The organism is Streptomyces sp. HUAS MG91 (assembly GCF_040529335.1).
Lineage (GTDB): Bacteria > Actinomycetota > Actinomycetes > Streptomycetales > Streptomycetaceae > Streptomyces > Streptomyces tabacisoli.
Window position 1 is genome coordinate 5126901 of record NZ_CP159534.1, and the last position, 24214, is coordinate 5151114.

Consider the following 24214-nt stretch of genomic DNA (forward strand, 5'->3'; position numbering starts at 1 on the left):
CAACGCGCGGCGAGGGCGGTCGGACCGTCCTGTCGTGCTGGTTCGAGCTGGGCGATTCGAAGTGATGCGACGCGCGTTGGACGCGAGTTGGAGGGGGACAGCCATGACCGTTTCTGTCGAGGAGCAGGCCGGGTCCGACACCGGGGACCAGGCGCTGCGGCCGCACGCCGAGCACGCCTTCGCGCACGAGCTCGCCGCGCTGGCCGCGCAGGACGACCGGCCGCGGCCGGCCCGCTGGCGGATGTCGCCGTGGGCCGTCGCCACCTATCTGCTGGGCGGCACGCTGCCGGACGGCACGGTGATCTCACCGAAGTACGTGGGGCCGCGGCGCATCGTCGAGGTGGCCGTGACGACCCTGGCGACCGACCGGGCGCTGCTGCTGCTCGGCGTCCCGGGGACCGCGAAGACCTGGGTGTCCGAGCACCTCGCCGCGGCCGTGAGCGGCGACTCGACCCTGCTGGTGCAGGGCACGGCCGGCACCCCGGAGGAGGCGATCCGCTACGGGTGGAACTACGCACAGCTCCTGGCGCACGGCCCGAGCCGGGACGCCCTGGTGCCCAGCCCGGTCATGCGGGCGATGGCGGAGGGGATGACGGCGCGGGTCGAGGAGCTGACCCGCATCCCCGCCGACGTGCAGGACACGCTGATCACGATCCTGTCCGAGAAGACCCTGCCCATACCGGAGCTGGGACAGGAGGTGCAGGCCGTCCGCGGCTTCAACCTGATCGCGACGGCCAACGACCGGGACCGTGGGGTCAATGACCTGTCGAGCGCGCTGCGCCGCCGGTTCAACACGGTGGTGCTGCCGCTGCCCGCGAGCGTGGAGGCGGAGGTCGACATCGTCTCCCGCCGGGTCGAACAGGTGGGCCGGTCCCTTGAGTTGCCGACCACGCCCGACGGCATGGACGAGATCCGGCGCGTCGTCACCGTCTTCCGCGAGCTGCGCGACGGCGTGACCTCCGACGGGCGTACGAAGGTCAAGTCGCCGAGCGGCACCCTGTCGACGGCGGAGGCGATCTCCGTGGTCACCAGCGGCCTGGCCCTGTCCGCGCACTTCGGGGACGGCGTGCTGCGCCCCTCCGACATCGCCGCCGGGATCCTCGGCGCCGTGGTCCGCGACCCGGCCGCGGACCGGGTGGTCTGGCAGGAGTACCTGGAGGCCGTGGTGCGCGAGCGGGACGGGTGGAAGGACTTCTACCGGGCCTGCCGCGAGGTGAGCGCATGACGGGCCCGCTGCTGCTCGGCGTGCGGCACCACGGGCCGGGCTCGGCGCGTGCCGTGCGGCGCGCGCTGGACGAGGCGGGCCCGGCGGCCGTCCTCATCGAGGGACCGCCGGAGGCGGACGCCCTGGTGCCGCTCGCCGCCGAGCCGGACATGCGGCCGCCGGTCGCGCTCCTCGCCCATGTCGTGGACGAGCCGGGGAAGTCGGCGTTCTGGCCGTTCGCCGAGTTCTCGCCCGAGTGGGTCGCGATCCGCTGGGCCCTGGAGCACGGGGCGCCGGTCCGCTTCATCGACCTGCCGGCCGCGCACAGCCTGGCGCTGCGCGACGGTGAGACACCGGACGACGAGGAGCGGGACGAGGACTCCGTGCGCCTCGACCCCCTGGGTGTCCTCGCCGAGACCGCCGGGTACGACGACGCGGAGCGCTGGTGGGAGGACGTCGTCGAGCACCGGGAGGGCGACGCGTTCGCCGCGCTGGGCGAGGCGATGGGCGCGCTGCGGGAGTCGTACGGGGACGGCGGCCACCGCCGCGACCTGGTGCGTGAGGCGCACATGAGGCTCCAGATACGGGCCGCGCGGCGCGAGTTCGGGTCCGGGCACGAGGTCGCCGTGGTGTGCGGGGCCTGGCACGTGCCCGCGCTGAGCGAGAAGACGACCGTCGCCGCCGACCGGGCGCTGCTCAAGGGGCTGCCGAAGGCGAAGGTCGACATGACGTGGGTGCCCTGGACCCACCGCCGCCTCGCGCGCGCCAGTGGCTACGGCGCGGGGATCGAGTCACCGGGGTGGTACGGGCATCTGTTCGGCGCCCCCGACCGGCCCGTGGAGCGATGGCTGACCAAGGTCGCCGGGCTGCTCCGCGCCGAGGACCGCATCGTGTCGTCCGCCCATGTCATCGAGGCCGTCCGGCTCGCCGAGACCCTCGCGGCGATGCGGGGCAGGCCGCTCGCGGGACTGACCGAGACCATCGACGCCGTACGGGCCGTGCTCTGCGAGGGCTCCGACGTCCCGCTGGCGCTGATCCACGACCGGCTGGTGGTCGGTGACGACCTCGGCGAGGTGCCGCAGAGCGCGCCCGCGGTGCCGCTGCAGCGCGACCTCACCAAGCAGCAGCGCTCCCTGCGCCTGAAGCCGGCCGCGCTGGAGAAGGAGCTCGACCTCGATCTGCGCGGTGACACCGACGCCGCCCGCAGCCGGCTGCTGCACCGGCTGCGGCTGCTCGGCATCGCCTGGGGCGAACCGGCACGGTTTGCGCGCGGCTCCACCGGCACCTTCCGCGAGAGCTGGCGGCTGCGCTGGGAGCCGGAGCTGTCGGTGCGGGTCGCCGAGGCCGGGGTGTGGGGCACGACCGTGCTGGCCGCCGCGACCGCCAAGGCGGAGGCCGACGCCATCGGCGCGTCCGCGCTCGCCGACGTCACCGCGCTCGCCGAGCACTGTCTGCTCGCCGGCCTCGCGGACGCGCTGCCCACGGTCATGCGGGTGCTGGCCGACCGCGCCGCCCTGGACGCGGACGTCGGCCACCTCGCCCAGGCCCTGCCCGCCCTGGTCCGCGCGCTGCGCTACGGCGATGTGCGCGGCACCGACACCGCCGCGCTCGCCGGGGTCGCGGCCGGGCTCGCCGAGCGGGTCTTCGTCGGACTGCCCCCGGCGTGCGCGGGCCTCGACGCCGACGCCGCCGCCGAACTGCGCGGCCATGTCGACGGGGTGCACGGGGCCGTCGCCCTGCTGGAGGACGCCGGACTGCGCGACCGCTGGCGGGCCGTGCTGCGCACCCTCGCCGGGCGCGACAGCGTGGCCGGGGTGATTCGTGGCCGGTGCGCGCGCATTCTGCTCGACGAGGGCGAGCTGACCGACGACGACACCGCACGCCTCATGGGCCTCGCCCTGTCCCCGGGCACACCGCCCGCCGAGGCCGCCGCCTGGATCGAGGGGTTCGTCGGGGGCGGTTCCGGCGGCGGGCTGCTCCTCGTGCACGACGAGCGGCTGCTCGCGCTGGTGGACGGGTGGCTCACCGGGGTGTCCGGCGACGCGTTCACCGATGTGCTGCCGTTGCTGCGGCGCACGTTCTCGGCGTACGAGCCCGGAGTGCGCAGGTCTTTGGGGGAGCTGGTGCGGCGTGGGCCGGGCGGCCCGGGTTCGGCGTCCACCGGCGGCGGGCTCCCTCCGGGATTCGCCGCCGAACTCGACCCGGCCCGCGCCGACGCCGTGATCCCCGTCGTCCGGCTGCTCCTCGGGGTGGGGGCATCGGCCGGAGGTGGTGACGGATGACGGTCCGGCCAGCGCCCGGTGGGGCTTCTCGCGCAGTTCCCCGTGCTCCTGAAGCGAGCTCCGCTCGCCCAGGGGAGGCTGCGCGTCAGCGCATGCCTCGGGGGCGCGGGGAACCGCGCGCGCAACCCGTCACCTCGTGCACGCGCGTGACGAGCGGGGCCCGGCAGACGAGAAGGCGTACCGACAACCAAGCGGAGGCGGCGACATGACGGAAGAGCGGCTGCGGCGCTGGCGCCTGGTGCTCGGCGGCGACAGCGCCGACGGCACCGGCCGCGCGCTCGAAGGAAAGGACGCCGCGATGGACGGCGCCCTGGCCGCGCTGTACGGCTCGGCGCAAGGAAAGGACCGCTCCACCGGCGGCAGCCGAAGCGCGGGGCTCGGCGCCTCGGCGCCCTCCGTAGCCCGCTGGCTGGGAGACATCCGCACCTACTTCCCGTCCTCCGTGGTCCAGGTGATGCAGCGCGACGCCATCGACCGCCTGGGCCTGTCCACGCTGCTCCTCGAACCGGAGATGCTGGAGGCCGTCGACGCGGACGTGCACCTCGTCGGCACGCTCCTCTCCCTGAACAAGGCGATGCCGGAGACCACCAAGGAGACGGCACGGGCCGTCGTCCGCAAGGTCGTCGAGGACCTGGAGAAGAAGCTCGCGACGCGCACCCGCGCCACCCTCACCGGCGCCCTCGACCGCAGCGCCCGCATCAGCCGGCCACGCCACCACGACATCGACTGGAACCGCACCATCGCGGCCAACCTCAAGCACTACCTGCCCGAGTACCGCACGATCGTGCCCGAGCGGCTCATCGGCTACGGCCGGGCCGCGCAGTCGGTGAAGAAGGACGTCATCCTCTGCATCGACCAGTCGGGTTCGATGGCGGCCTCCGTCGTCTACGCCTCGGTCTTCGGCGCCGTTCTCGCCTCCATGCACTCGATCTCGACCCGGCTCGTCGTCTTCGACACGGCCGTGGTCGACCTCACCGACCAGCTCGACGACCCGGTCGACGTGCTGTTCGGCACCCAGCTCGGCGGCGGCACCGACATCAACAGGGCGCTCGCGTACTGCCAGTCGCAGATCAGCCGCCCCGCCGAGACGGTCGTCGTGCTCATCTCCGACCTCTACGAAGGCGGCATCCGCGACGAGATGCTGAAGCGGGTCGCGGCGATGAAGGCGTCCGGCGTCCAGTTCGTGACGCTGCTCGCGCTCTCCGACGAGGGCGCGCCCGCCTACGACCGTGAGCACGCCGCGGCCCTCGCCGCCCTCGGCGCCCCGGCCTTCGCCTGCACCCCCGACCTCTTCCCCGACATCATGGCCGCGGCCATCGAGAAGCGGCCCCTGCCGATACCGGACGCGGCGGCGGATACCGGGGGAGCGCTCACGAACCGGATATGAGTACCCATCGGTAGCAAGGGTGCCCACAGGGCTTGCGCGGCCTCCCGCGTCCCGTGCGAGGATCGGCGGACCGTGACCTCTCCCGCCGTCTCCGTCGCCCCCGCCGTGCGCCTGCTGCGCGCGGCGGGCGGTCGGCGCGCGCTGCAACTGGCGCTGCTGGTCGGCGGGTTGATCGTTCTGGGGCTGCTGTGCGGCGGCCGGGCCCAGGCGTCCGACGCGTCGGAGCCGTCCGCCGACATCGTTTCGGCCGCTGGCCTCTCCGCCGAGCCGCGTCTGCCGGCGGCTGCGCAGAAGCCCGTAGAGAAGCCCGTAGAGGAGCCCGCACAGAAGCCGGTGCGGCAGGCGGTGAAGGTGTCCGAGCGCGGCACCGGAGCTGTGGTGCACCGCGTTCGGGACGCCGCGGACGCGGTCGCCGAGCGCGCCGAGGCCCGTACTCCCCGGACGCCGCTCACCGGCACGGCCCGCACCGCGGTCCGTGCCACCGTCCGCGCCACGCTGCGTCATGTGGTCGAGCCGGTCGAGGAGTTGGCCGGTGAGGTGTCGAGGCCGTTGCCGAGGGTGCCCGGGCTGCCGGGCGCCGGGGCCGTACCGAAGGCGCCGTCCGCCGGTGCCGCCGACCCGCGGCCCACGACCGTGCCCGCGCCCGTGGTGCGGGAGGCGGCGCAGCATCCGACGGCACAGCGGTCCACCGGGACCACGGTGTGCGACCTCGCGCGGTTCGGCGGCGACGCCGTGACGGGCGCCGGGCAGCCGGACGCCGGTGCGCGGCACACCGGGGCGCGGCCCGCCGCGCCCTCCGTACCGCCCGGCCCCGACAACGCGCCGATGGCGAACGCGTCGCTGGGTGACGGCGGTTCGACGCGCCACGGTGATCTGCACGCGGCGGCGTTCGGCAGCCGCGTCCCCGTTCTGCTGACACCCGGCGCCACCGCGTCCGGTGACGCCTCGCCGGTGCTGGACCGGCTCCGCGAGATTCCTTCGTTCCCCGGCTAGGGCAGCCCTCTCCCCGCTCGCGACCTGCCGCGCGGGGGCGGAACAGGTCTGCCCGACACCCGGAAACCACCGGAACCCGAAGGAATCACGTACGCATGAACAAGAACATCCGCCGCTCCCTCGTCATAGCCGCCGGCGTCTCGGGCGCCTGGGCGCTCGGCTCCGCCGTGGCCAGCGCCGACGAACTGCCCGCCCACTCGCTCTCGGTGCCGGACACGGCCGCCGACACCGTCGCCGGCGTGCGCGACACGGCATCGCACGTGACGCAGAAGGCCGATGACACGGTCACCCACGCCGAGTCCACGGCCAAGACCGCGGCCAAGTCCACGGCCAAGTCCACGGCCAAGACCGCGGCCAAGTCCACGGCCAAGAACACGGCCGAGACCACGGCCAGGTCCACCACCGAGGCGGCCACCAAGGCAGCCACCGGTACCGCGGCGAAGGCCGCCGCCCGCACGGCCGACACCGACGCCGTCACCGAGGCCGCCAGGGCAACGGCCGCCGAGCCCACCCGGGCCGCCTACCGGGCCACGGACGAGGTCGACTACCTCTTCGGCCCGCTCTCCGCCTTCGCCCCCGAGCTCCAGCAGCACGTGGGGACGGCCGCGGCCCCCGTGGTCGACGAGACCGCCGAAGCCGTCCTGCCGCCCGTCGCTGCCACCGCCGTCCACGGGGTGCTGCCCGTCGCGGGCCGGGCCGTCGGAGATGTGACGGTGCTCGCGGACGACGCGGTCGTGGGTGACGTCGCGCCGTTCGCGACCACGCTGGTCGGGGACGACGTGACGCCGTTCGCCCAGGGCGTCACCGGTGAGGTCGCCCCGTTCGCGCAGGCGGTCGTCGGGGACGACGTGCGGCCGTTCGCGGGCGGTGTCGTCGGAGCCGTCCAGCCGCTCGTGCGGACCGTCGCCGACCACGTGGAGCCCGTCGTCGGCGGTGTCGCCACCAGCGGGCACGGGCTGGCGCGGGGCGTGACGGGCGACGTGACCCCGTTCGCGCACGGCGTCGTCGGCGACGGTGTCGCGCCGCTGGCCGCCGGGGTCACCGGGCAGGTCGCCCCGTTCGCGCAGGACGTCACGGGCACGGTCGCCGCCGGTGCCCGGCCGCTCGCGGGCAACGCGGTCACCGGAGCGCACGGCGTCGCGGAGTCCGCGGCCCCCGGCTATGTGACCGGCATCTGATCGACAGCGGTATTTCCCGGATTCCGGGCAAGAGATCCGGAGAGATCCCGAGGCGATCTCCAGAGACCGACGCCACACAGGACCCGGACGGCCGAAATCCATCGGCCCGGCCGGATCCGCAACCGGCGTGAAGGCGGGTGTCCCGTGGGGACGGGACGCCCGCCGCGGGCCCACCGCGCACCACCGGGCCCATCGGGTGGCCTCACCGTGTGTACCCCCGCACGGTGAGGCTGCGGACGCCCGCCCGGCGACCACCCAGCGCCCTCGGCGACCACCCGGCACTCCCGGCGACCGGCCAGCACCCTCGGCGACCACCCGCCCCCTCCCGACGACGGCCCGACGCCTGCCTCACGACGGCCCCACGGCCACGCGTCACCCGTCCGAAGACAGCCCGAAGACAGCCCGAAGGCAGCGCGACGGCGCGACGAACAGCGGCACAAAAGACGCGCTCTGTGACCGGTATCACCGCTCAGGTGTGATCTGCGATTTAGAAGGCATCGCTGAGCGGCGATAACCTGCGAGACGGACATGCCGCGTACCCGGTCACCGTGTACGCCTCCCTAGTGACAGCAAGCGACAGCGCTTGTCACGTGTGACAGCGGAGTCACGTTGCCCCTCGCGGCACGCCCACGCAGAAATCGAACCGCGAGATCACTGATAGGGACGGACGCGCGTGGACCTGTTCGAGTACCAGGCGAGGGACCTCTTCGCCAAGCACGGTGTACCGGTGCTGGCCGGTGAAGTCATCGACACGCCTGAGGCAGCCCGCGAGGCGACCGAGCGGCTGGGCGGCAAGTCCGTCGTCAAGGCGCAGGTGAAGGTCGGTGGCCGCGGCAAGGCCGGTGGCGTCAAGCTCGCCGCCACCCCCGACGAGGCAGTCGCGCACGCGACGAACATTCTCGGCATGGACATCAAGGGCCACACGGTCCACAAGGTGATGATGGCCGAGACGGCTCCGGAGATCGTGGAGGAGTACTACGTCTCCTTCCTCCTGGACCGCACCAACCGCACCTTCCTCTCCATCGCGTCCGTCGAGGGCGGCATGGAGATCGAGGAGGTGGCGGCCACCCGTCCGGAGGCCGTCGCCAAGACGCCGATCGACGCCAACGAGGGCGTGACCCCCGAGGTCGCCCGCAAGATCGTCGAGGACGCGAAGTTCCCGGCCGAGGTGGCCGACAAGGTCGCCGACATCCTCCAGACGCTGTGGAAGACGTTCGTCGAGGAGGACGCCCTCCTGGTCGAGGTCAACCCGCTGGCGAAGGTCGCCTCCGGCGACGTCATCGCCCTGGACGGCAAGGTGTCGCTCGACGAGAACGCCGAGTTCCGTCACCCCGACCACGAGGCTCTCCAGGACAAGGCGGCGGCCAACCCGCTCGAGGCCGCTGCCAAGGAGAAGGGCCTCAACTACGTCAAGCTCGACGGCGAGGTCGGCATCATCGGCAACGGCGCCGGTCTGGTCATGTCGACCCTGGACGTCGTCGCGTACGCCGGTGAGAACCACGGCGGCGTGAAGCCGGCCAACTTCCTCGACATCGGCGGTGGCGCCTCCGCCGCCGTCATGGCGAACGGCCTGGAGATCATCCTCGGCGACCCGGACGTCAAGTCCGTGTTCGTCAACGTCTTCGGTGGCATCACCGCCTGCGACGAGGTCGCCAACGGCATCGTCCAGGCGCTGGCGCTCCTGGAGGAGAAGGGCGAGAAGGTCGAGAAGCCCCTCGTCGTCCGCCTCGACGGCAACAACGCCGAGCTGGGTCGCAAGATCCTCTCCGACGCCAACCACCCGCTGGTGCAGCGCGTGGACACCATGGACGGCGCGGCCGACAAGGCCGCCGAGCTCGCGGCTGCGAAGTAAGGGACGAGGGACTAAACAGCCATGGCTATTTTCCTCAACAAGGACTCCAAGGTCATCGTCCAGGGCATGACCGGTGCCACGGGCATGAAGCACACCAAGCTCATGCTGGCCGACGGCACCAACATCGTCGGCGGCGTGAACCCGCGCAAGGCCGGCACCTCCGTCGACTTCGACGGCACGGACATCCCGGTCTTCGGCTCGGTCGCCGAGGCGATCGAGAAGACGGGCGCCAACGTGTCCGTGCTCTTCGTCCCGCCGGCCTTCTCCAAGGCCGCCGTGGTCGAGGCCATCGACGCCGAGATCCCGCTCGCCGTGGTGATCACCGAGGGCATCGCCGTCCACGACTCCGCCGCGTTCTACGCGTACGCGAAGTCCAAGGGCGACAAGACCCGCATCATCGGCCCGAACTGCCCCGGTCTCATCACCCCGGGCCAGTCGAACGCCGGCATCATCCCGGGCGACATCACGAAGCCGGGCCGCATCGGCCTGGTCTCGAAGTCCGGCACGCTGACGTACCAGATGATGTACGAGCTCCGTGACATCGGCTTCTCGTCGGCCGTCGGCATCGGTGGCGACCCGGTCATCGGCACCACGCACATCGACGCGCTCGCCGCGTTCGAGGCCGACCCCGAGACCGACCTGATCGTCATGATCGGTGAGATCGGCGGCGACGCCGAGGAGCGCGCGGCCGACTTCATCAAGGCCAACGTCACCAAGCCGGTCGTCGGCTACGTCGCGGGCTTCACCGCCCCCGAGGGCAAGACCATGGGCCACGCGGGCGCCATCGTCTCCGGTTCGTCGGGCACCGCCCAGGCGAAGAAGGAGGCCCTGGAGGCCGCCGGCGTCAAGGTCGGCAAGACGCCGACCGAGACCGCCAAGCTGGCGCGCGAGCTGCTCAGCTAAGCAGTCCCCGTACGACGCCGAAGAGGCCCGCACCGAGCACGGTGCGGGCCTCTTCGCGTGCCCTACTCGGCGAAGGGCGCCAGCCGCTCGGGGCCGCCGCCCAGCCGCTTCCTCAGCGCCTCGCGCAGCGCGATGTCCTCGTCGGTGAGGTGGCCGGGCCCGGTCAGCGGCGGCACCCCGCTGATGGGCGCCCCGGGCGCGGGCGTCGGGTCGTAGTGCGTGGGCGCCACCCGCAGCGTCAGCACGGTCATGCCGACGATCAGGGCGGTGACGGCGATCGCGGTCCTGGTCCAGAACCGGACCCGCTTCTCACCGGCGCCACGCACCAGCGTCGACCCCGGCGCGTCCAGCTTCTCCGCGCCCGCCAGCTCGGTCAGCCGCCGGTGCAGCTGCTCGGGCACGGCGAGGTCGGGCAGCTGTTCGGCGACGGCCTCGCGGGCGTGCAGGATGCGGTTGGCGGCGGCCGGGGTGCTGGCCTCCGTCTCGGCCGCGGTCTCCGGCAGGTCGAGGCCCACGCCGTCGTAGAGCAGCAGGGTGCGGCGGTAGGCGGGCGGCAGGCTCTGGAGCACGTCCATGAGCTTGCGGTCGTCGGCGTCGGCGGGCGGCGCGTCGGGCTGGCGGTGCGCCGGGCGCAGCCGGTGCCACGGCGACATCGCGTACTCGTACGCGGCCGCCCGCACCCAGCTCACCGGATCCGGGTCGACCGCCACCTCCGGCCAGCGCTGCCAGGCCAGCTGGAACGCCCGCTCGACGGACTCGCGGGCCAGCGTGCGGCGGCCGGTGAGCAGGTAGGTCTGGCGGACGAGGTGCGGGGCGCTGTGCGCGTAGAGGGCGTCGAACGCCTCGCTGGCACTGCGCGGCCGCCCCTGGGTGGCCCCGTCACCGGATCCCTTACCGGATTCCTTGCCGGACCCCCCGTCGGCCGGTTCCGGGGAGGCCTCCCGTACGGCGACCGGGGCGGCCTCGGCGGCCGTCGCGGATCCTGAGGCCCGCGCGTCAGCCTTCGTACGCGAGTCCGCTTCCGTACGGGCGTCAGCGCTCGCCGCACCGGCCTTCCCGGCCTCCGCCCGTCCCAGCTCGGCCAGCAGCCGGGCGTACGCCTCCCGCTTGCGGCCCCTCGGGGCCGTGCGGCCGGTCTCCCAGGAGCGGACGGTCTCGCGGGTCACGCCGATGCGCTCGGCGATCTGAGTCTGTGTCAACGACCTCGCCACGCGAAGCCTGCGGCGCTCGGTGGGCGTCGGCAGTGGTGTCGCAGGGCTCTGCGTCATGGGGAACTCCACACACCCTTTCGCGCGAAAAAGTACATAAGCGTATCTTCAGCGACACATCCGCAGTTCGCCTGTTACGGGGTGAAAGCGCGTGTCGTTGGGAGCATGGGCCGGTGACCCAGATGACCGGCCGTGGACTGTCGTTGCCCCTGCTCCTGAACCGGGCGCGGGAACGGGCGCCGGGCCCGGCCGCCGGGGCCCTCGGCGGGGCCGTGGCGGCCGGGCTCGGGCTCGGGGTGTGCGCCGTTGTGGTGATGGTGCTGTGGATCAGCTCGCCGTACCCGGACAGCGGACCCGGCGCCGCCCTGCACACCGCCGCCGCGCTCTGGCTGATCGCCCACGGCGCCGAGATCGTCCGCACGGACACGCTGTCCGGGACGCCCGCCCCGATGGGGCTCACGCCCCTGCTGCTGCTCGTCCTGCCGGCGTGGCTGGTGCACCGGGCCGCCCGTGACGCCGCCGAGGACACCCGGGCGGCCGGGGTCTGGGGCGGTGCCGTCCTCGGATATCTGCTGGTCGGAGCCGCTGCCGCCGCCTATGCCGGGGGCGGCGAGATGCGGCCCTCCTGGGTGAGCTGCGGGGCGCATCTGGCGCTGGTCGCGACGGTCGCGGCCGGGACCGGGGTGTGGACCGCCCACGGACGGCCGCACGGCCCGTTGCCCGGCCCGCTGCGGCGCACCGCGGACGTACTGCCGCGGGTCTTCGTGGCGGAGGTGCTGCCGGTCGCGGCGCGGGCCGCCGCCGCGGGGCTCCTGGTGCTCGTCGCGGGCGGCGCGCTGGTGATGGCCGTGGGGCTGGTGTGGCACGGGGGAGATGTGCGGGAGTCGTTCGTCCGGGTGACGGGGGCGTGGTCGGGACGGTTCGCCGTGCTGCTGCTCTGCGTCGCGCTGGTCCCGAACGCCGTGCTCTGGGGCGCGGCGTACGCGCTCGGCCCGGGAGTGGTGCTCGGCGCCGGGCAGACGGCGGGGCCGCTGGGCAGCTCCGGCAGCGCGCTGCTGCCCGCCTTCCCGCTGCTCGCGGCGGTGCCGGACGGGCCAGGGACGCCGCTCACCTGGGCCGTGGCGCTGGTGCCGGTGACGGCGGCGGCGACCGTGGCCTGGTTCGTCACCGGGGCCGGTGAGGCGGCCGGGTGGACGCGCGGCCGGGTCCTCGGCGCGGTGGCGGTGGCGGCCGGGCTGTGCGGAGTGGCGATGGCGTGCCTGGCGGTGGCGTCGGGCGGGGCGCTCGGGGTGGCGGCGCTCTCCGCGTTCGGCCCGGTGGGCTGGCTGACCGGGGCGGCCGCGGCGGGCTGGGTCGTGGCGGTGGGGATGCCGGTGGCGCTGACCGTGCGCTGGTGGCGAGGCCGGGACGCGGTGGTCGGGCCCCGGGTGTCGGCCTGGGCGACGGCCCTGCGGACCCGGCGCCGCCGCGAGAAGGAAGAGGCCCCGGCCCGGACGCCCGTCGCCGTCCCCGATGCCGGTGCCGACGCCGGGTTCGAGCCGTTCGACTACTACTTCGACGAGGCGTCCCGCGGCGAGTACTTCGACGAGGCGTCCCGGGGCGAGCGCTGGACCTTCCTGCGGGACGCGTCGGCCCCCGCTCCGGCCGCCGCCACGGAACCCCCGGCGGGACCACCGCCCCCCGACCCGGCGAACGAGCCAGGCCGGGCGGACGGGTCTGACCCGGCGGACAGGCCCTAGGGCCTGTCCGGCGGATCTTGTCGCGGGCGCGGGGTCTGGCACGCCCATCTGCGGCGTTGTCGTCGGTTGCCAACGCTCCGCGTTGACGCCCTCCTCCGCCTTGCAGCTGCACGCACCAGACCCCGCTCACCAGCACAGAACAGCGCGGGCCACCCGAACGCGACCTGATCCGCCGGACAGGCCCTAGTCGGAGCCGAGGAGCGGGCGGAGCTGCTTGGGCAGGAGGTCGTCGCAGGACTTCTGCGCCTGGTTCGTCAGGGCGTCCGAACGGCACTCGTAGAAGTCGCTGTAGACCATCCGGACCGTGAAGAGCGACGCCACGAGGGCCAGCGCGAGCCCGCCCGTGACCAGGCCGCTGACCGCGGCCGTCGTCTGCGGCCGGGTGTTGTCGGGCACTGCCGGGGTCGGCTTGTCCGGGTCCGGGGTGCGCGGCTTGGCGCGCAGCGAGCTGATGCCCCAGTACAGGGCGAGCGCGCCGAGCAGCAGCGCCACGTACGGCCAGTTGAACAGGGCGAAGAAGAAGCCCCACATGCCGGACAGCAGGGCGTACCGCGCGCGGCGCTGGGCGGGGTCCGTCGGGTCCCAGCGCATGCCGCCGCCGGGTCCGGGCCCCTGTCCCTCGGGTCCGCCCTGGCCGCCTCCCGAACCGGGGCGGTCACCGAAGCGGCCGCCCTGGGCGCGGCCCGGCTGGCGGTCGCTCCACTGGCTGCCCCAGGGCGAGCGGTCACCGCCACCGCCCTCGGGGGCGTCGGAGCTCTCCGGGCGGCGCGGCTGCCACGGGCGGTCCGGGGCGTCCTCGGGCGGCGGCGCGAACGGATTGTCGGCCTTGGGCTCGTCCGTCTCCTGGGAAGGGGAATCCTTCGACGGCGACGGCGGCGTGGGTCGGCCTTCGCGCAGCAGGACGGCGCCGGCGGGCAGCGTGTGGCGAAGGCTTCGGTCCGGCATCAGGTGTGCGTCTTCCCCTAGGTCGATGGCCAGGTCTGTTCTCGATCGCTTGGTTCGTTCTTTACGTCAACGTCCCATGGCCGCTCAGCGTTCCGTGCCGCTGACGCTACCTGTAGCTCCTGCCCCCGTCCCGTGGGGGCCGCCGGGCGTGCCGGTATCGTTGCTGGCGGTCGGCCGCTTCGTAGGGTTCCCCGTATCGGGGACGTCGAAGCCTTCGTACGACCGTACAAAGACACCGCAGGATGTTCTCCCAGAAAGGGCCCCGCCGTGGCCAAGGCCAAGCGCCTCGTCGTGCTGGTCTCCGGATCAGGTACGAATCTGCAGGCACTGCTCGATGCCGTCGCGGCGCAGGGAGTGGAGTCCTTCGGCGCCGAGATCGTCGCCGTCGGGGCCGACCGCGAGGACATCGCGGGTCTGGAGCGTGCCGAGCGCGCCGGTCTCCCCACCTTCGTCTGCCGGGTCAAGGACCACGCCTCGCGCGAGGACTGGGACCGGGCGCTGGCCGAGGCGACCGCCGCGTACGAGCCGGACCTGGTGGTCTCCGCGGGCTTCATGAAGATCGTGGGCAAGGAGTTCCTGGCCCGCTTCGGCGGCCGGTGCGTGAACACGCACCCGGCCCTGCTGCCCAGTTTTCCCGGTGCGCACGGCGTGCGCGACGCCCTCGCGTACGGCGCCAAGGTCACCGGATGCACCGTCCACTTCGTCGACGACGGCGTCGACACCGGCCCGATCATCGCTCAGGGCGTGGTCGAGATCCGTGATGAGGACGACGAGAGCGCTCTGCACGAGCGCATCAAGGAAGTCGAGCGCACGCTGCTCGTCGATGTCGTGGGGCGTCTGGCCCGTAACGGCTTCAGCATTGAGGGACGAAAGGTAGTTATCCCGTGACCGCCGAGAGCAACAAGCGGCCCATCCGCCGGGCGCTGGTCAGCGTCTACGACAAGACCGGTCTGGAGGAGCTGGCGCGCGGGCTCCACGAGGCGGGCGTCGAGCTCGTGTCGACGGGCTCCACCGCCGGGAAGATCGCCTCCGCCGGGGTGCCGGTCACCAAGGTCGAGGAGCTCACCGGGTTCCCGGAGTGCCTCGACGGGCGCGTGAAGACCCTGCACCCGAAGGTGCACGCGGGCATCCTCGCCGACCTGCGCCTGGAGGACCACCAGAAGCAGCTCGCCGACCTCGGGGTGAAGCCGTTCGACCTCGTGATCGTGAACCTGTACCCGTTCAAGGAGACCGTCGCCTCCGGCGCGACGCCCGACGAGTGCGTGGAGCAGATCGACATCGGCGGCCCGTCCATGGTGCGCGCCGCCGCCAAGAACCACCCGTCGGTCGCGGTCGTCGTGAACCCGGCCGCGTACGGCGACGTGCTGAAGGCCGTCGGGGACGGCGGGTTCGACCTGACCGCCCGCAAGCGGCTGGCCGCCGAGGCGTTCCAGCACACCGCCGCGTACGACGTGGCCGTCGCCTCCTGGTTCGCCGCCGACTACGCGGCGGCCGACGACTCCGGCCACCCCGACTTCCTGGGCGCCACGTACACGCGCAAGAACGTCCTGCGCTACGGCGAGAACCCGCACCAGGGCGCGGCCCTCTACGTCGACGGCACCGGCGGCCTCGCCGAGGCGGAGCAGCTGCACGGCAAGGAGATGTCGTACAACAACTTCACGGACACGGACGCCGCGCGCCGTGCCGCGTACGACCACGAGGACCCCTGCGTCGCGATCATCAAGCACGCCAACCCGTGCGGCATCGCCGTCTCCTCGAACGTCGCCGAGGCGCACCGCAAGGCTCACGCGTGTGACCCGGTCTCCGCGTACGGCGGCGTCATCGCCGTGAACCGGCCGGTCACCAAGGAGATGGCGGAGCAGGTCGCCGACATCTTCACCGAGGTCATCGTCGCGCCCGACTACGAGGACGGCGCGCTCGAAGCCCTCACCAAGAAGAAGAACATCCGCGTGCTGCGCGCCCCCAACGGCCCGTCCGCGCCCGTGGAGACCAAGCAGATCGACGGCGGCGCGCTGCTCCAGGTCACCGACCGCCTCCAGGCCGACGGCGACGACCCGGCGACCTGGACCCTCGCCACCGGCGACGCGCTGTCCCAGGGCGAGCTGGACGAGCTGGCGTTCGCCTGGAAGGCGTGCCGGGCCGTGAAGTCCAACGCCATCCTGCTCGCCAAGGACGGCGCCTCGGTCGGCGTCGGCATGGGCCAGGTCAACCGCGTCGACTCCTGCAAGCTCGCCGTCGAGCGGGCCGGCGAGGAGCGGGCGCGCGGCTCGTACGCCGCCTCGGACGCGTTCTTCCCGTTCCCCGACGGGCCGCAGATCCTCATCGACGCCGGCGTGAAGGCGATCGTGCAGCCGGGCGGTTCGATCCGTGACGAGCTGGTCGTCGAGGCCGCCAAGAAGGCGGGCGTGACGATGTACTTCACGGGGACGCGCCACTTCTTCCACTGATCCCCGCGGACCTCAGCGGTACGGGCGAGGGCCCGCCGGTCACCGACCGGCGGGCCCTCGTCGTGTGCGGGTCAGCCCTTGACCTTGACGGCGATGGTGCCCGCCGCCTTGTCGTGCCAGCCCTGCTGGCGGCCGGAGTTGTCGAAGAACGGCGACAGGTACACCAGGAGCATGCCGATGCCGCAGGCGATGTAGCCGGCGTACGGAATGAGCCAGCGCAGCAGTCCCTTGCCGAGGCCGGGCTTCTGCCCGTTCTCCAGGCGCAGCACGCGGATGCCGACGGCGAGCTTGCCGAGCGTGGCGCCCACGAAGGAGATCATCAGGACCTCGTACACCAACGTCACGGCCAGCAGGCCGAGCGCGATCGGAATGATCTTGCCGATCATGTCCGAGCTCGCGTTGTTGACGCAGGAGTCGTACGTGCTCGACGCCGGGTCGCAGTCCGTGGCGGACTTGACGCTGTCCACGAACATCGGGCCGATCAGCACGAAGTAGATGATCGAGTACAGGACACCGTCGATCGCGCGGGCGCCGAGCCGGCGGCCCATGCCGGCGATCGGCGGCATGCCGGGCTGCATGCCGCCCTGCGGGTACGGCGGCATCCCGCCCTGCTGGGGGTGCTGGGGGTAGGCGCCGGGCTGCTGCGGGTAGCCGTAGCCCTGCTGCGGGACGCCCTGCGGCGCCTGCTGCGGGTAGCCGTAGCCGGGCTGGCCCTGCGGGGGCTGCTGGCCGTACGGGTTGCCGCCCTGCGGGGGCTGCTGGCCATAGGGGTTGTTGGGTTCGCCGAAACTCATGGCGGGATCCTCCGTGGACGGAATCGGGGACGTCGCGGACCTGCGGAGGATCGCCACGTGTGGCGGTCGCGTGAGCGGCAGTCCCCCTTGCCGCTGATCCGCGGCACTGCAGAGATCATGGTCGTGAACCGGCCACCGTGTTGTCCAGCGGGCGGCCGGTGCTGTTGTGCAAGTGCAACTTGGGTGATTCAGGCCCGCCCTGAAAGAATGGATGCCATGACCGCCCAGATTCTCGATGGCAAGGCCACCGCAGCCGCGATCAAGTCCGATCTGACCGCCCGCGTGGCGGCCCTGAAGGAGAAGGGGGTCACGCCCGGTCTCGGCACCGTCCTCGTCGGCGAGGATCCCGGCAGCCAGAAGTACGTCGCGGGCAAGCACCGCGACTGCGCGCAGGTCGGCATCGCCTCCATCCAGCGTGAACTGCCCGCCACGGCCACGCAGGAGGAGATCGAGGCCGTCGTCCGCGAGCTGAACGAGGACCCGGCCTGCACCGGTTACATCGTCCAGCTGCCGCTCCCCAAGGGCATCGACGAGAACCGCATCCTCGAACTGATGGACCCCGACAAGGACGCCGACGGCCTGCACCCCATGAACCTGGGGCGGCTGGTGCTCAACGAGCCGGCGCCGCTGCCCTGTACCCCCTTCGGCATCATCACGCTGCTGCGCAGGCACGGCGTCGAGATCAAGGGCGCGGAGGTCGTGGTCGTCGGCCGCGGTGTCACCATCGGCCGCCCGATGCCGCTGCTGCTCACCCGCAAGTCGGAGAACGCGACCGTCACCCAGTGCCACACCGGCACCCGTGACCTCGCCTCCCACCTCAAGCGCGCCGACATCATCGTGGCCGCGGCCGGTGTCCCGCACCTGATCAGGCCCGAGGACGTCAAGCCGGGCGCCGCCGTGCTCGACGTCGGTGTCTCGCGCGACGCGAGCGGCAAGATCGTCGGCGACGTCCACCCCGGTGTCGCCGAGGTCGCCGGCTGGATCTCCCCGAACCCGGGCGGCGTCGGCCCGATGACCCGTGCCCAGCTGCTCGTGAACGTGGTGGAGGCAGCGGAACGGAACGCCGACGGTGTCCGCTGAGGCCTCCGGGGGCACGCCGGTGAACGGCTCGCGCGACGCCGCCCAGGACCCGTCCGGGGCGGCCTCCGAGAGCGCCCCCGAGGCGGCCCCCGAGGGCGGCGGCAGGCGGCGCGGGACGCGCCGGTTCCCCTTGTGGACCCGCGACACCGCGCGCCCCGAGGGCGGCGGCCGGGCCGCCCCCGGTGACGCCCCGGCGCCCGCCCGCCAGTGGCCGCTGATCTCCGTCCTCTCGGTGACCGGGCTCGGCCTGCTGCTCACCGCGTTCGACGTGTTCCGGATCGGCACCATGCTGGTGGGCCTGGCCCTGATCGGCGGGGCAGTGCTGCGCTGGGCGCTGCCCGGCGTCGGCATGCTCGCCGTGCGCTCCCGCTTCACGGACATGGTCACGTACGGGCTTCTCGGCCTGGTCATCGTGCTGCTCGCGATGATGGCGCAGCCCGATCCGTGGCTGCGGATCCCCTTCCTCCAGGACACCCTGCACTTCACGGTGCGGTGACGGACGGGACTCCCGTGGCGGAGTCCCGTCCTCCTTGTGTGGGGATGTCCGGTTAACTTCCGGGATCTGTCGTACGTGCCATGACAACGCGCCTACTCTGGGCATTCGGGACCCTCCCGGAGAAGTGTGGGCGTCGCGGGTCCGGTGGTGTGCGAGGGGGCACGCCCTGGTGTCGAATGGTGTCGAACGCCTCCGTGCGCCCCCGTCCGGGGAACTGACATCCTGGCTACTCACATCCCATTGGGTAGCCAGTGGGGGCCGACGCGCGGCGCGGCGCGGGTCATTCGGACACGTATGGGGGGAATAGGGGGAAGGACATGCCTCGTTGGAGGGCGCTGCCCGACGAACTCGACCCGCAGGTCAAGGAGTTCGCCGGTCAGCTGCGCCGGCTGGTCGACCGCAGCGGGCTCGGGATCGCCGCCCTGGCGGACCGCACCGGGTACAGCAAGACCTCGTGGGAGCGGTATCTGAACGGGCGGCTGCTCGCGCCCAAGGGCGCGATCGTCGCGCTCGCCGAGGTCACCGGCACCAATCCCGTCCACCTGACGACACTGTGGGAGCTCGCGGAGCGTGCCTGGAGCCGTTCCGAGATGCGCCACGACATGACCATGGAAGCGATACGGATATCCCAGGCGCGCGCCGCGCTGGGGGAGTTCGGCTCGCCCGCCGCCCAGGGCACGAACAGCACGGGCGGCGCCGGACGGGCGACGGCTTCCCGGTCCACCGGGCTGGCGGAACCCGTCGCGGCGTCCCCCTCGACGGGCGTGCCGCCGCGGGTGCGGACCCAGGTCCCGGACCAGTTCGGCCCGCCGCCGGTGGTGTCGCCGGACGCGCCGGGCTCCGGCGGGCCGGGCGGCAGACGGCGCGTGTTCATGTTCGTCGCGGGTGTCGTCGGCGCCGCCCTCGTCGTCCTCATCGCCTACGTCCTGACCAGCGGCGGCGATGACAAGGGAGCCGAGGCCGGGCCGTCGAAGTCGCCGACCACCAGCGCGCCCCCGCTGCCCGCGGGCGTGCAGTGCGTGGGCGACGGCTGCACCGGCAAGGACCCCGAGGCCATGGGCTGCGGCGGCGACCTGGCCGACAGCCCGGCGAAGGCCCCGCTCGGCACGGCCAGTGTCGAGGTCCGCTACAGCAAGACGTGCAAGGCGGCCTGGGCGCGGATCCAGCTCGCGGCGCCCGGTGACAGCGTCACGCTGTCCGTGGGTGCCAAGACGTCGAAGAAGGGCCTGGTCGGCGACGCGGACACGGACGCCTACACCCCGATGATCGCGGTCGGCTCGGCCACCGAGGCCAAGGCGTGCGGCACGCTCGCGGCGGGCCAGAAGGGCTGCACTCCGTAGCCCGGAAACCTCGGCGCACAAGGACAGGCATGGGGGAGCGTCTTCGGGGAAGGCGATCGTTACCCCCACGGGATGGCCACACGGTGGCACCCTGGCGGCCGCCGGCCCCCTCTCTCCCGGGGCGGCGGCCGCCGCCGTGTTCCGGCTCTGTGGGGTGAGCCACACGGACCCGGGGGTCGTGTGCGGCCGAGAGGCGATAGCCTGACGAGCGGATCTCTTGGTATCAAGAGATCGATCAAAAGCCTCGCTGTCATACGGAGAACGCCATGACCCGCACTCCCGTGAACGTCACCGTCACCGGCGCCGCCGGCCAGATCGGCTACGCACTGCTCTTCCGCATCGCCTCCGGCCAGCTGCTCGGCGCGGACGTGCCGGTCAAGCTGCGCCTCCTGGAGATCACCCCGGCGCTCAAGGCCGCCGAGGGCACCGCGATGGAGCTCGACGACTGCGCGTTCCCGCTGCTCCAGGGCATCGACATCACCGACGACCCGAACGTCGCCTTCGACGGCACCAACGTCGGCCTGCTCGTCGGCGCCCGCCCCCGCACCAAGGGCATGGAGCGCGGTGACCTCCTGGAGGCCAACGGCGGCATCTTCAAGCCCCAGGGCAAGGCCATCAACGACCACGCCGCGGACGACGTCAAGATCCTCGTCGTCGGCAACCCGGCGAACACCAACGCCCTCATCGCCCAGGCCGCCGCGCCGGACGTGCCGGCCGAGCGCTTCACCGCCATGACGCGCCTCGACCACAACCGCGCGCTGACCCAGCTCGCGAAGAAGACCGGCTCGACCGTCGCCGACATCCAGCGCCTGACGATCTGGGGCAACCACTCGGCCACCCAGTACCCGGACATCTTCCAGGCGTCCGTCGCGGGCAAGCCGGCCATCGAGGCCATCGGCAACGACGAGAAGTGGCTCGCCGAGGACTTCATCCCGACCGTCGCCAAGCGCGGCGCCGCGATCATCGAGGCCCGGGGCGCGTCCTCCGCCGCCTCGGCCGCCAACGCCGCCATCGACCACGTGCACACCTGGGTCAACGGCACCGCCGAGGGCGACTGGACCTCCATGGGCATCCCGTCGGACGGCTCCTACGGCGTCCCGGAGGGCCTGATCTCCTCCTTCCCCGTCACCACCAAGGACGGCAAGTACGAGATCGTCCAGGGTCTGGAGATCAACGAGTTCTCGCGTGCGCGCATCGACGCGTCCGTCAAGGAGCTGACCGAGGAGCGCGAGGCCGTGCGCGGTCTCGGCCTCATCTAGGTTCCGGCCTCTCTCCGCTCTGACCGCCCGCGGTCGGGTCGTTCGCGACCCGCCGCGGGCGGTTCTGTTGTGTGTGGGGGTCTATGCTGCTTCCTTCGTAACTTCCGTACCAGTGACGGCAGTTCGAACGTGCGGCATCGATGGGAACATTCGGGGGAGTGGCGTGAGTACCGCCTATGTACCGCAGCAGTCGGCAGCACCGGACACCGGCGGGGGCGGGGTGGGGCCCCTGCCGCCGGCGAAGCCGCCGTTCGCCAGTGAGGCCACCCGGCTGCTGTGCGCCGGCACCTATCTCGACCCGGACTACCGGGACCGGGTCATCGAACAGCTGCACCTGCACGAGCAGCGCATCGCGGCCCCGTCGCTCGGCTTCGACGCGGCCCGGGTCCTCGCGCACGCGCTGCGCGCCCGGCGCCTCGAAGTGGCCTGGGCCTGGGCCGTGCTCGGCCTGTGGGTGGTGGCCCTGCCGCTGACCGGCTACTGGATCCTCACGTTCCTGCTGCCGTCCGCGCTGCTCGCGCTCGGCGTCCGGGCCCGCGGTCCCGAGCAGCGCCCGCCGGTCTACCGGCGAGTGGCCGGCTGGTACCTGCGCTGGTGGGGCCGGGGCCTGCTGGTCGTCCTGCTGATCACCACGCTGGTCATGGCCACCGGCGACGACGGCGACTACGACAGCTTCTCCTACGAGGTCCGGTCCGGCCTGCACGAGAGCCTGCCGGACTTCCTGAACTGGCTGGTCCCCCAGGGCACCGGCTCCGGCGACACCCTGCACGGCTGGCTCACGCTGCTCCTGCTCGCGCTGATCGCCCTGTGCGCGGGCGCCCAGCGCGGTCAGCTCGCCCGGGTGCTCGGCACCGACCTGTCCGAGGCGCGGTTCGCGAACGCCTCCGCCGACCCCGCGGAGAGCACCGAGGGCGCCCGTTTCGCTCGGGTGATGCGGCGGATCAGGGTCGAGCAGCACGCGCCGCTGATCATGTACCACGCGGTCCGCCCGTTCTGCGGCGCGGGCGAACCGGTCGACACCTGGACCCTCGCCGTCGAGCTGCGGCCCGACCGGACGAAGAAGCAGCAGCCGCTGAACAACCGCGGCATCCTGGAGAAGATCAGGCCACTGCTCGAACAGCTGCGGCTGCCCGCCGAGTTCGCGAGCACCACCGTGCGCGACCGGCTGCGCTGGCTGGAGATCGACGAGTGCGTCTTCCTGCCCGCCGAGGGCCTCGACCGGCGCGAGGACGCCCCCTACCGTCCCGAGGCGTTCGAGGAGCACCGGGAGCGGTCCGTCGAGGAGGGCGCGGAGAAGCGGCGGCACTTCCTGCGGATCCGGGTCGGCGGCTGGGAGGAGGAACTGGTCGTCACCGTCTTCGTCCGGGTCCACACCCAGGGCCGGATGCTGATGCTGGAGATCGCGCCGCACGTCCTCGCCCCGATCCGCGAACCGTTCCGCGAGGCCGACCGCACCGCCCACCAGTTCCGCCACAACAACCCGCTCGGCAAGGCCGCCTGGGCCGTCACGCGCGTGGCCGGATCCCCCGCGCGCTCCCTCGTCACCGTCGCCCGCTGGATCGGCTACGGCTGGCAGATCGTCACCGGCGGGCACAGCGGCGCGCTGCCGGACGGCCCCGCCCTGTCGGTGCGCGAGCTGGGCTCGGAGGGGCCCGGTTCGCTGTTCCAGCGGATGGACGTCGAGCGGTACCTCAAGTCGGTGCAGGACCGCATCGCGGGCGGAGTGCGCCAGTCGCTGGCCGAATCCGGCTACCAGACCGGCGAGTTCGTCCAGAAGGTCGTGAACATCAGCAGCGGCGGCGTGAACATCGACCGCGTCGAGGACTCCACCTTCGCCGTCGGCAGCCACGCCAGCGCGACGTCGGGCAAGGCCGACGACACCCCGGCCCAGAAGGGATCAGACGATCATGACGGCGAATGACGAGCCCTCGGTCAGCATCGGCGACGTCCACGGCAGCACCTTCGCCATCGGCAGCCACGCCCGCGCGGAGAGCCACACGCACGCCGCCCCGCAGGGCGACGACGAGTCGATGCGCGAACTCCTGGAGGCGGTGCGCGAGCTGCGGGCCGACCTGACCCGGCTGCGCGAGGACGCGGGACTGCGCGCCCTCGACGCCGAGCTCGCCGAGACGGAGGGCGAACTCGTCCGCACGGGCAGCGCCCCGGCGAACCGCCTGGAGCGGCTGCGGGCGCTGCTCGGCGACTCCCAGGCGGTCCTCTCGCTGTTCACGTCGGCGGGCACGGTGGCCGCCATGCTGGGGAACCTGAGATGAGCGGGCGGCACTGGAACGAGGAGAACCAGCGCTGGGAGGAGGCGGGTTCGGGCCCCGCGACGATGTCCTCGCCGCCCCCGCCGCGCCCGGACTTCGCACCGCCCCCGACGTCCTGGCCCGAGCCCGACCTGGCCGGACCGGCCGCCCCGCCGCCCGGCCGCAACCGCCGCTTCGTCCTCGTGATCGCCGGTGCGGCCGTGCTCGGCGCCGCCGTCGCGACCACGGTGGTGCTGGCCGGCCGCGGGGACGACCCCGGACCGGACCCGAAGCCGACCCGGGCCACCGCCGCCGCCTCCAGCCCCACGCCCACCACCACGCTCGCGCCCGGTCCCACCCCGTCTCCGAGCGACGCGCTGCCCTCCGGATACCGCGAGGTGGCGGACGCGGCGGGGTTCACGCTCGCGGTCCCCGACGACTGGAGCCGCACCGAGAGCGAGCAGGGCGTCTTCTACACGTCCTCCGACCAGGCCTCGCTCATCCAGGTCTTCACCATCGAGGAGCCCGACAGCACACCGCTCGCCTCGCTGCGCACCGCCTCCAAGACCCTCTCGTCGACCAACCCCGGGTACGAGGAGGTCTCGCTGGAGCGGACCTCCGCTCCCGACGGGGCCTCGGACGCGGTCACCGACGACGCGGCCGAACTCGTCTACGCCTACGACAGCGAGAAGCTGGCCGCCCGGAGGAAGGTGGTCGACTTCTCGTTCACCGCGCGGGACGGAACGCAGTACGCGGTGCTCGTCGCCGGTCCGGACGACGACTGGCCCGCCCAGCGGGACCGGCTCGCCACGGTGCTGTCCCGGTTCGGTCCTGCCCAGCCGAGGCTCTGAAGTTGCT

Annotated in this window: 20 protein-coding genes; 17 read left to right on the plus strand and 3 right to left on the minus strand. The window is 72.9% G+C overall.

The genetic code is table 11. From position 1 onward, the window contains the following. Window positions 1-103: 103 nt before the first annotated feature. The 7 genes from ABII15_RS23440 to sucD all read left to right on the plus strand — a co-directional run bounded on the left by ABII15_RS23440 (window position 104) and on the right by sucD (window position 9799). On the plus strand, window positions 104-1225 hold the full coding sequence (locus tag ABII15_RS23440; protein WP_353944255.1) for an AAA family ATPase: 1122 nt from the start codon (window positions 104-106) through the stop codon (window positions 1223-1225). Continuing rightward, entirely contained in the window at window positions 1222-3486 is a 2265-nt protein-coding gene (locus tag ABII15_RS23445) for a DUF5682 family protein (protein ID WP_353944256.1), read from the plus strand. Before ABII15_RS23440 ends, ABII15_RS23445 begins: the two co-directional genes overlap by 4 nt. Before the next feature lie 205 nt (window positions 3487-3691). Beyond that, on the plus strand, window positions 3692-4873 hold the full coding sequence (locus ABII15_RS23450) for a VWA domain-containing protein (RefSeq protein WP_353944257.1): 1182 nt from the start codon (window positions 3692-3694) through the stop codon (window positions 4871-4873). Between the two features lie 72 nt (window positions 4874-4945). Further along, window positions 4946-5866 carry a hypothetical protein gene (locus ABII15_RS23455; RefSeq protein ID WP_353944258.1) on the plus strand — a complete coding sequence of 307 codons (921 nt, stop codon included), beginning with the start codon at window positions 4946-4948 and terminating at the stop codon, window positions 5864-5866. Between the two features lie 95 nt (window positions 5867-5961). Then, a complete protein-coding gene (locus ABII15_RS23460) occupies window positions 5962-7044 on the plus strand; it encodes a hypothetical protein (protein WP_353944259.1) in 1083 nt (360 codons plus the stop codon). A 673-nt stretch (window positions 7045-7717) separates the two neighbouring features. After that, a complete protein-coding gene (sucC, locus tag ABII15_RS23465; protein WP_353944260.1) occupies window positions 7718-8896 on the plus strand; it encodes an ADP-forming succinate--CoA ligase subunit beta in 1179 nt (392 codons plus the stop codon). 21 nt (window positions 8897-8917) lie between these two features. After that, window positions 8918-9799 (plus strand): succinate--CoA ligase subunit alpha, encoded by an 882-nt coding sequence (gene sucD, locus ABII15_RS23470; RefSeq protein ID WP_018528463.1) that lies wholly within the window; start codon window positions 8918-8920, stop codon window positions 9797-9799. 62 nt (window positions 9800-9861) lie between these two features. Here sucD and ABII15_RS23475 read toward each other — a convergent pair whose 3' ends face one another. Next, the gene (locus ABII15_RS23475) at window positions 9862-11067 is read right to left on the minus strand and encodes a sigma factor-like helix-turn-helix DNA-binding protein (protein WP_353944261.1); all 1206 of its coding nucleotides are present in this window, start codon (window positions 11065-11067) and stop codon (window positions 9862-9864) included. 122 nt (window positions 11068-11189) lie between these two features. On the opposite strand from ABII15_RS23475, the gene ABII15_RS23480 reads away from it, so the two are divergent. Further along, entirely contained in the window at window positions 11190-12746 is a 1557-nt protein-coding gene (locus ABII15_RS23480; RefSeq protein WP_353947165.1) for a DUF6350 family protein, read from the plus strand. A gap of 183 nt (window positions 12747-12929) precedes the next feature. On the opposite strand, the gene ABII15_RS23485 is transcribed toward ABII15_RS23480, so the two are convergent. After that, on the minus strand, window positions 12930-13691 hold the full coding sequence (locus ABII15_RS23485; RefSeq protein ID WP_353944262.1) for a hypothetical protein: 762 nt from the start codon (window positions 13689-13691) through the stop codon (window positions 12930-12932). A 267-nt stretch (window positions 13692-13958) separates the two neighbouring features. On the opposite strand from ABII15_RS23485, the gene purN reads away from it, so the two are divergent. Together purN and purH are read left to right on the plus strand one after the other, a co-directional pair. Beyond that, window positions 13959-14579: a phosphoribosylglycinamide formyltransferase gene (gene purN / locus ABII15_RS23490; RefSeq protein ID WP_353944263.1), complete on the plus strand. Its 621-nt coding sequence runs from the start codon at window positions 13959-13961 to the stop codon at window positions 14577-14579. After that, complete coding sequence (gene purH / locus ABII15_RS23495; RefSeq protein ID WP_353944264.1) at window positions 14576-16138, plus strand: bifunctional phosphoribosylaminoimidazolecarboxamide formyltransferase/IMP cyclohydrolase; 1563 nt, start codon at window positions 14576-14578, stop codon at window positions 16136-16138. The genes purN and purH overlap by 4 nt, the downstream gene beginning before the upstream one ends. A gap of 71 nt (window positions 16139-16209) precedes the next feature. Here purH and ABII15_RS23500 read toward each other — a convergent pair whose 3' ends face one another. Continuing rightward, a complete protein-coding gene (locus ABII15_RS23500; protein ID WP_353944265.1) occupies window positions 16210-16932 on the minus strand; it encodes an RDD family protein in 723 nt (240 codons plus the stop codon). Window positions 16933-17148: 216 nt separating this feature from the next. On the opposite strand from ABII15_RS23500, the gene ABII15_RS23505 reads away from it, so the two are divergent. From ABII15_RS23505 to ABII15_RS23535, 7 genes are all read left to right on the plus strand, one after another. Further along, the gene (locus ABII15_RS23505) at window positions 17149-18012 is read left to right on the plus strand and encodes a bifunctional methylenetetrahydrofolate dehydrogenase/methenyltetrahydrofolate cyclohydrolase (RefSeq protein WP_353944266.1); all 864 of its coding nucleotides are present in this window, start codon (window positions 17149-17151) and stop codon (window positions 18010-18012) included. Continuing rightward, a complete protein-coding gene (locus tag ABII15_RS23510) occupies window positions 18002-18508 on the plus strand; it encodes a DUF3017 domain-containing protein (protein ID WP_353944267.1) in 507 nt (168 codons plus the stop codon). The genes ABII15_RS23505 and ABII15_RS23510 overlap by 11 nt, the downstream gene beginning before the upstream one ends. Window positions 18509-18825: 317 nt before the next feature. Continuing rightward, window positions 18826-19848: a DUF2690 domain-containing protein gene (locus tag ABII15_RS23515; protein WP_353944268.1), complete on the plus strand. Its 1023-nt coding sequence runs from the start codon at window positions 18826-18828 to the stop codon at window positions 19846-19848. 266 nt (window positions 19849-20114) lie between these two features. Beyond that, on the plus strand, window positions 20115-21107 hold the full coding sequence (locus tag ABII15_RS23520; protein WP_353944269.1) for a malate dehydrogenase: 993 nt from the start codon (window positions 20115-20117) through the stop codon (window positions 21105-21107). Window positions 21108-21327: 220 nt separating this feature from the next. After that, window positions 21328-23028: a hypothetical protein gene (locus ABII15_RS23525; protein ID WP_353947166.1), complete on the plus strand. Its 1701-nt coding sequence runs from the start codon at window positions 21328-21330 to the stop codon at window positions 23026-23028. Continuing rightward, entirely contained in the window at window positions 23015-23380 is a 366-nt protein-coding gene (locus ABII15_RS23530) for a hypothetical protein (protein ID WP_353944270.1), read from the plus strand. The genes ABII15_RS23525 and ABII15_RS23530 overlap by 14 nt, the downstream gene beginning before the upstream one ends. Continuing rightward, window positions 23377-24207, plus strand: coding sequence for a hypothetical protein (locus ABII15_RS23535; protein ID WP_353944271.1), 831 nt, complete (start codon window positions 23377-23379; stop codon window positions 24205-24207). Before ABII15_RS23530 ends, ABII15_RS23535 begins: the two co-directional genes overlap by 4 nt. Window positions 24208-24214 lie beyond the last annotated feature (7 nt).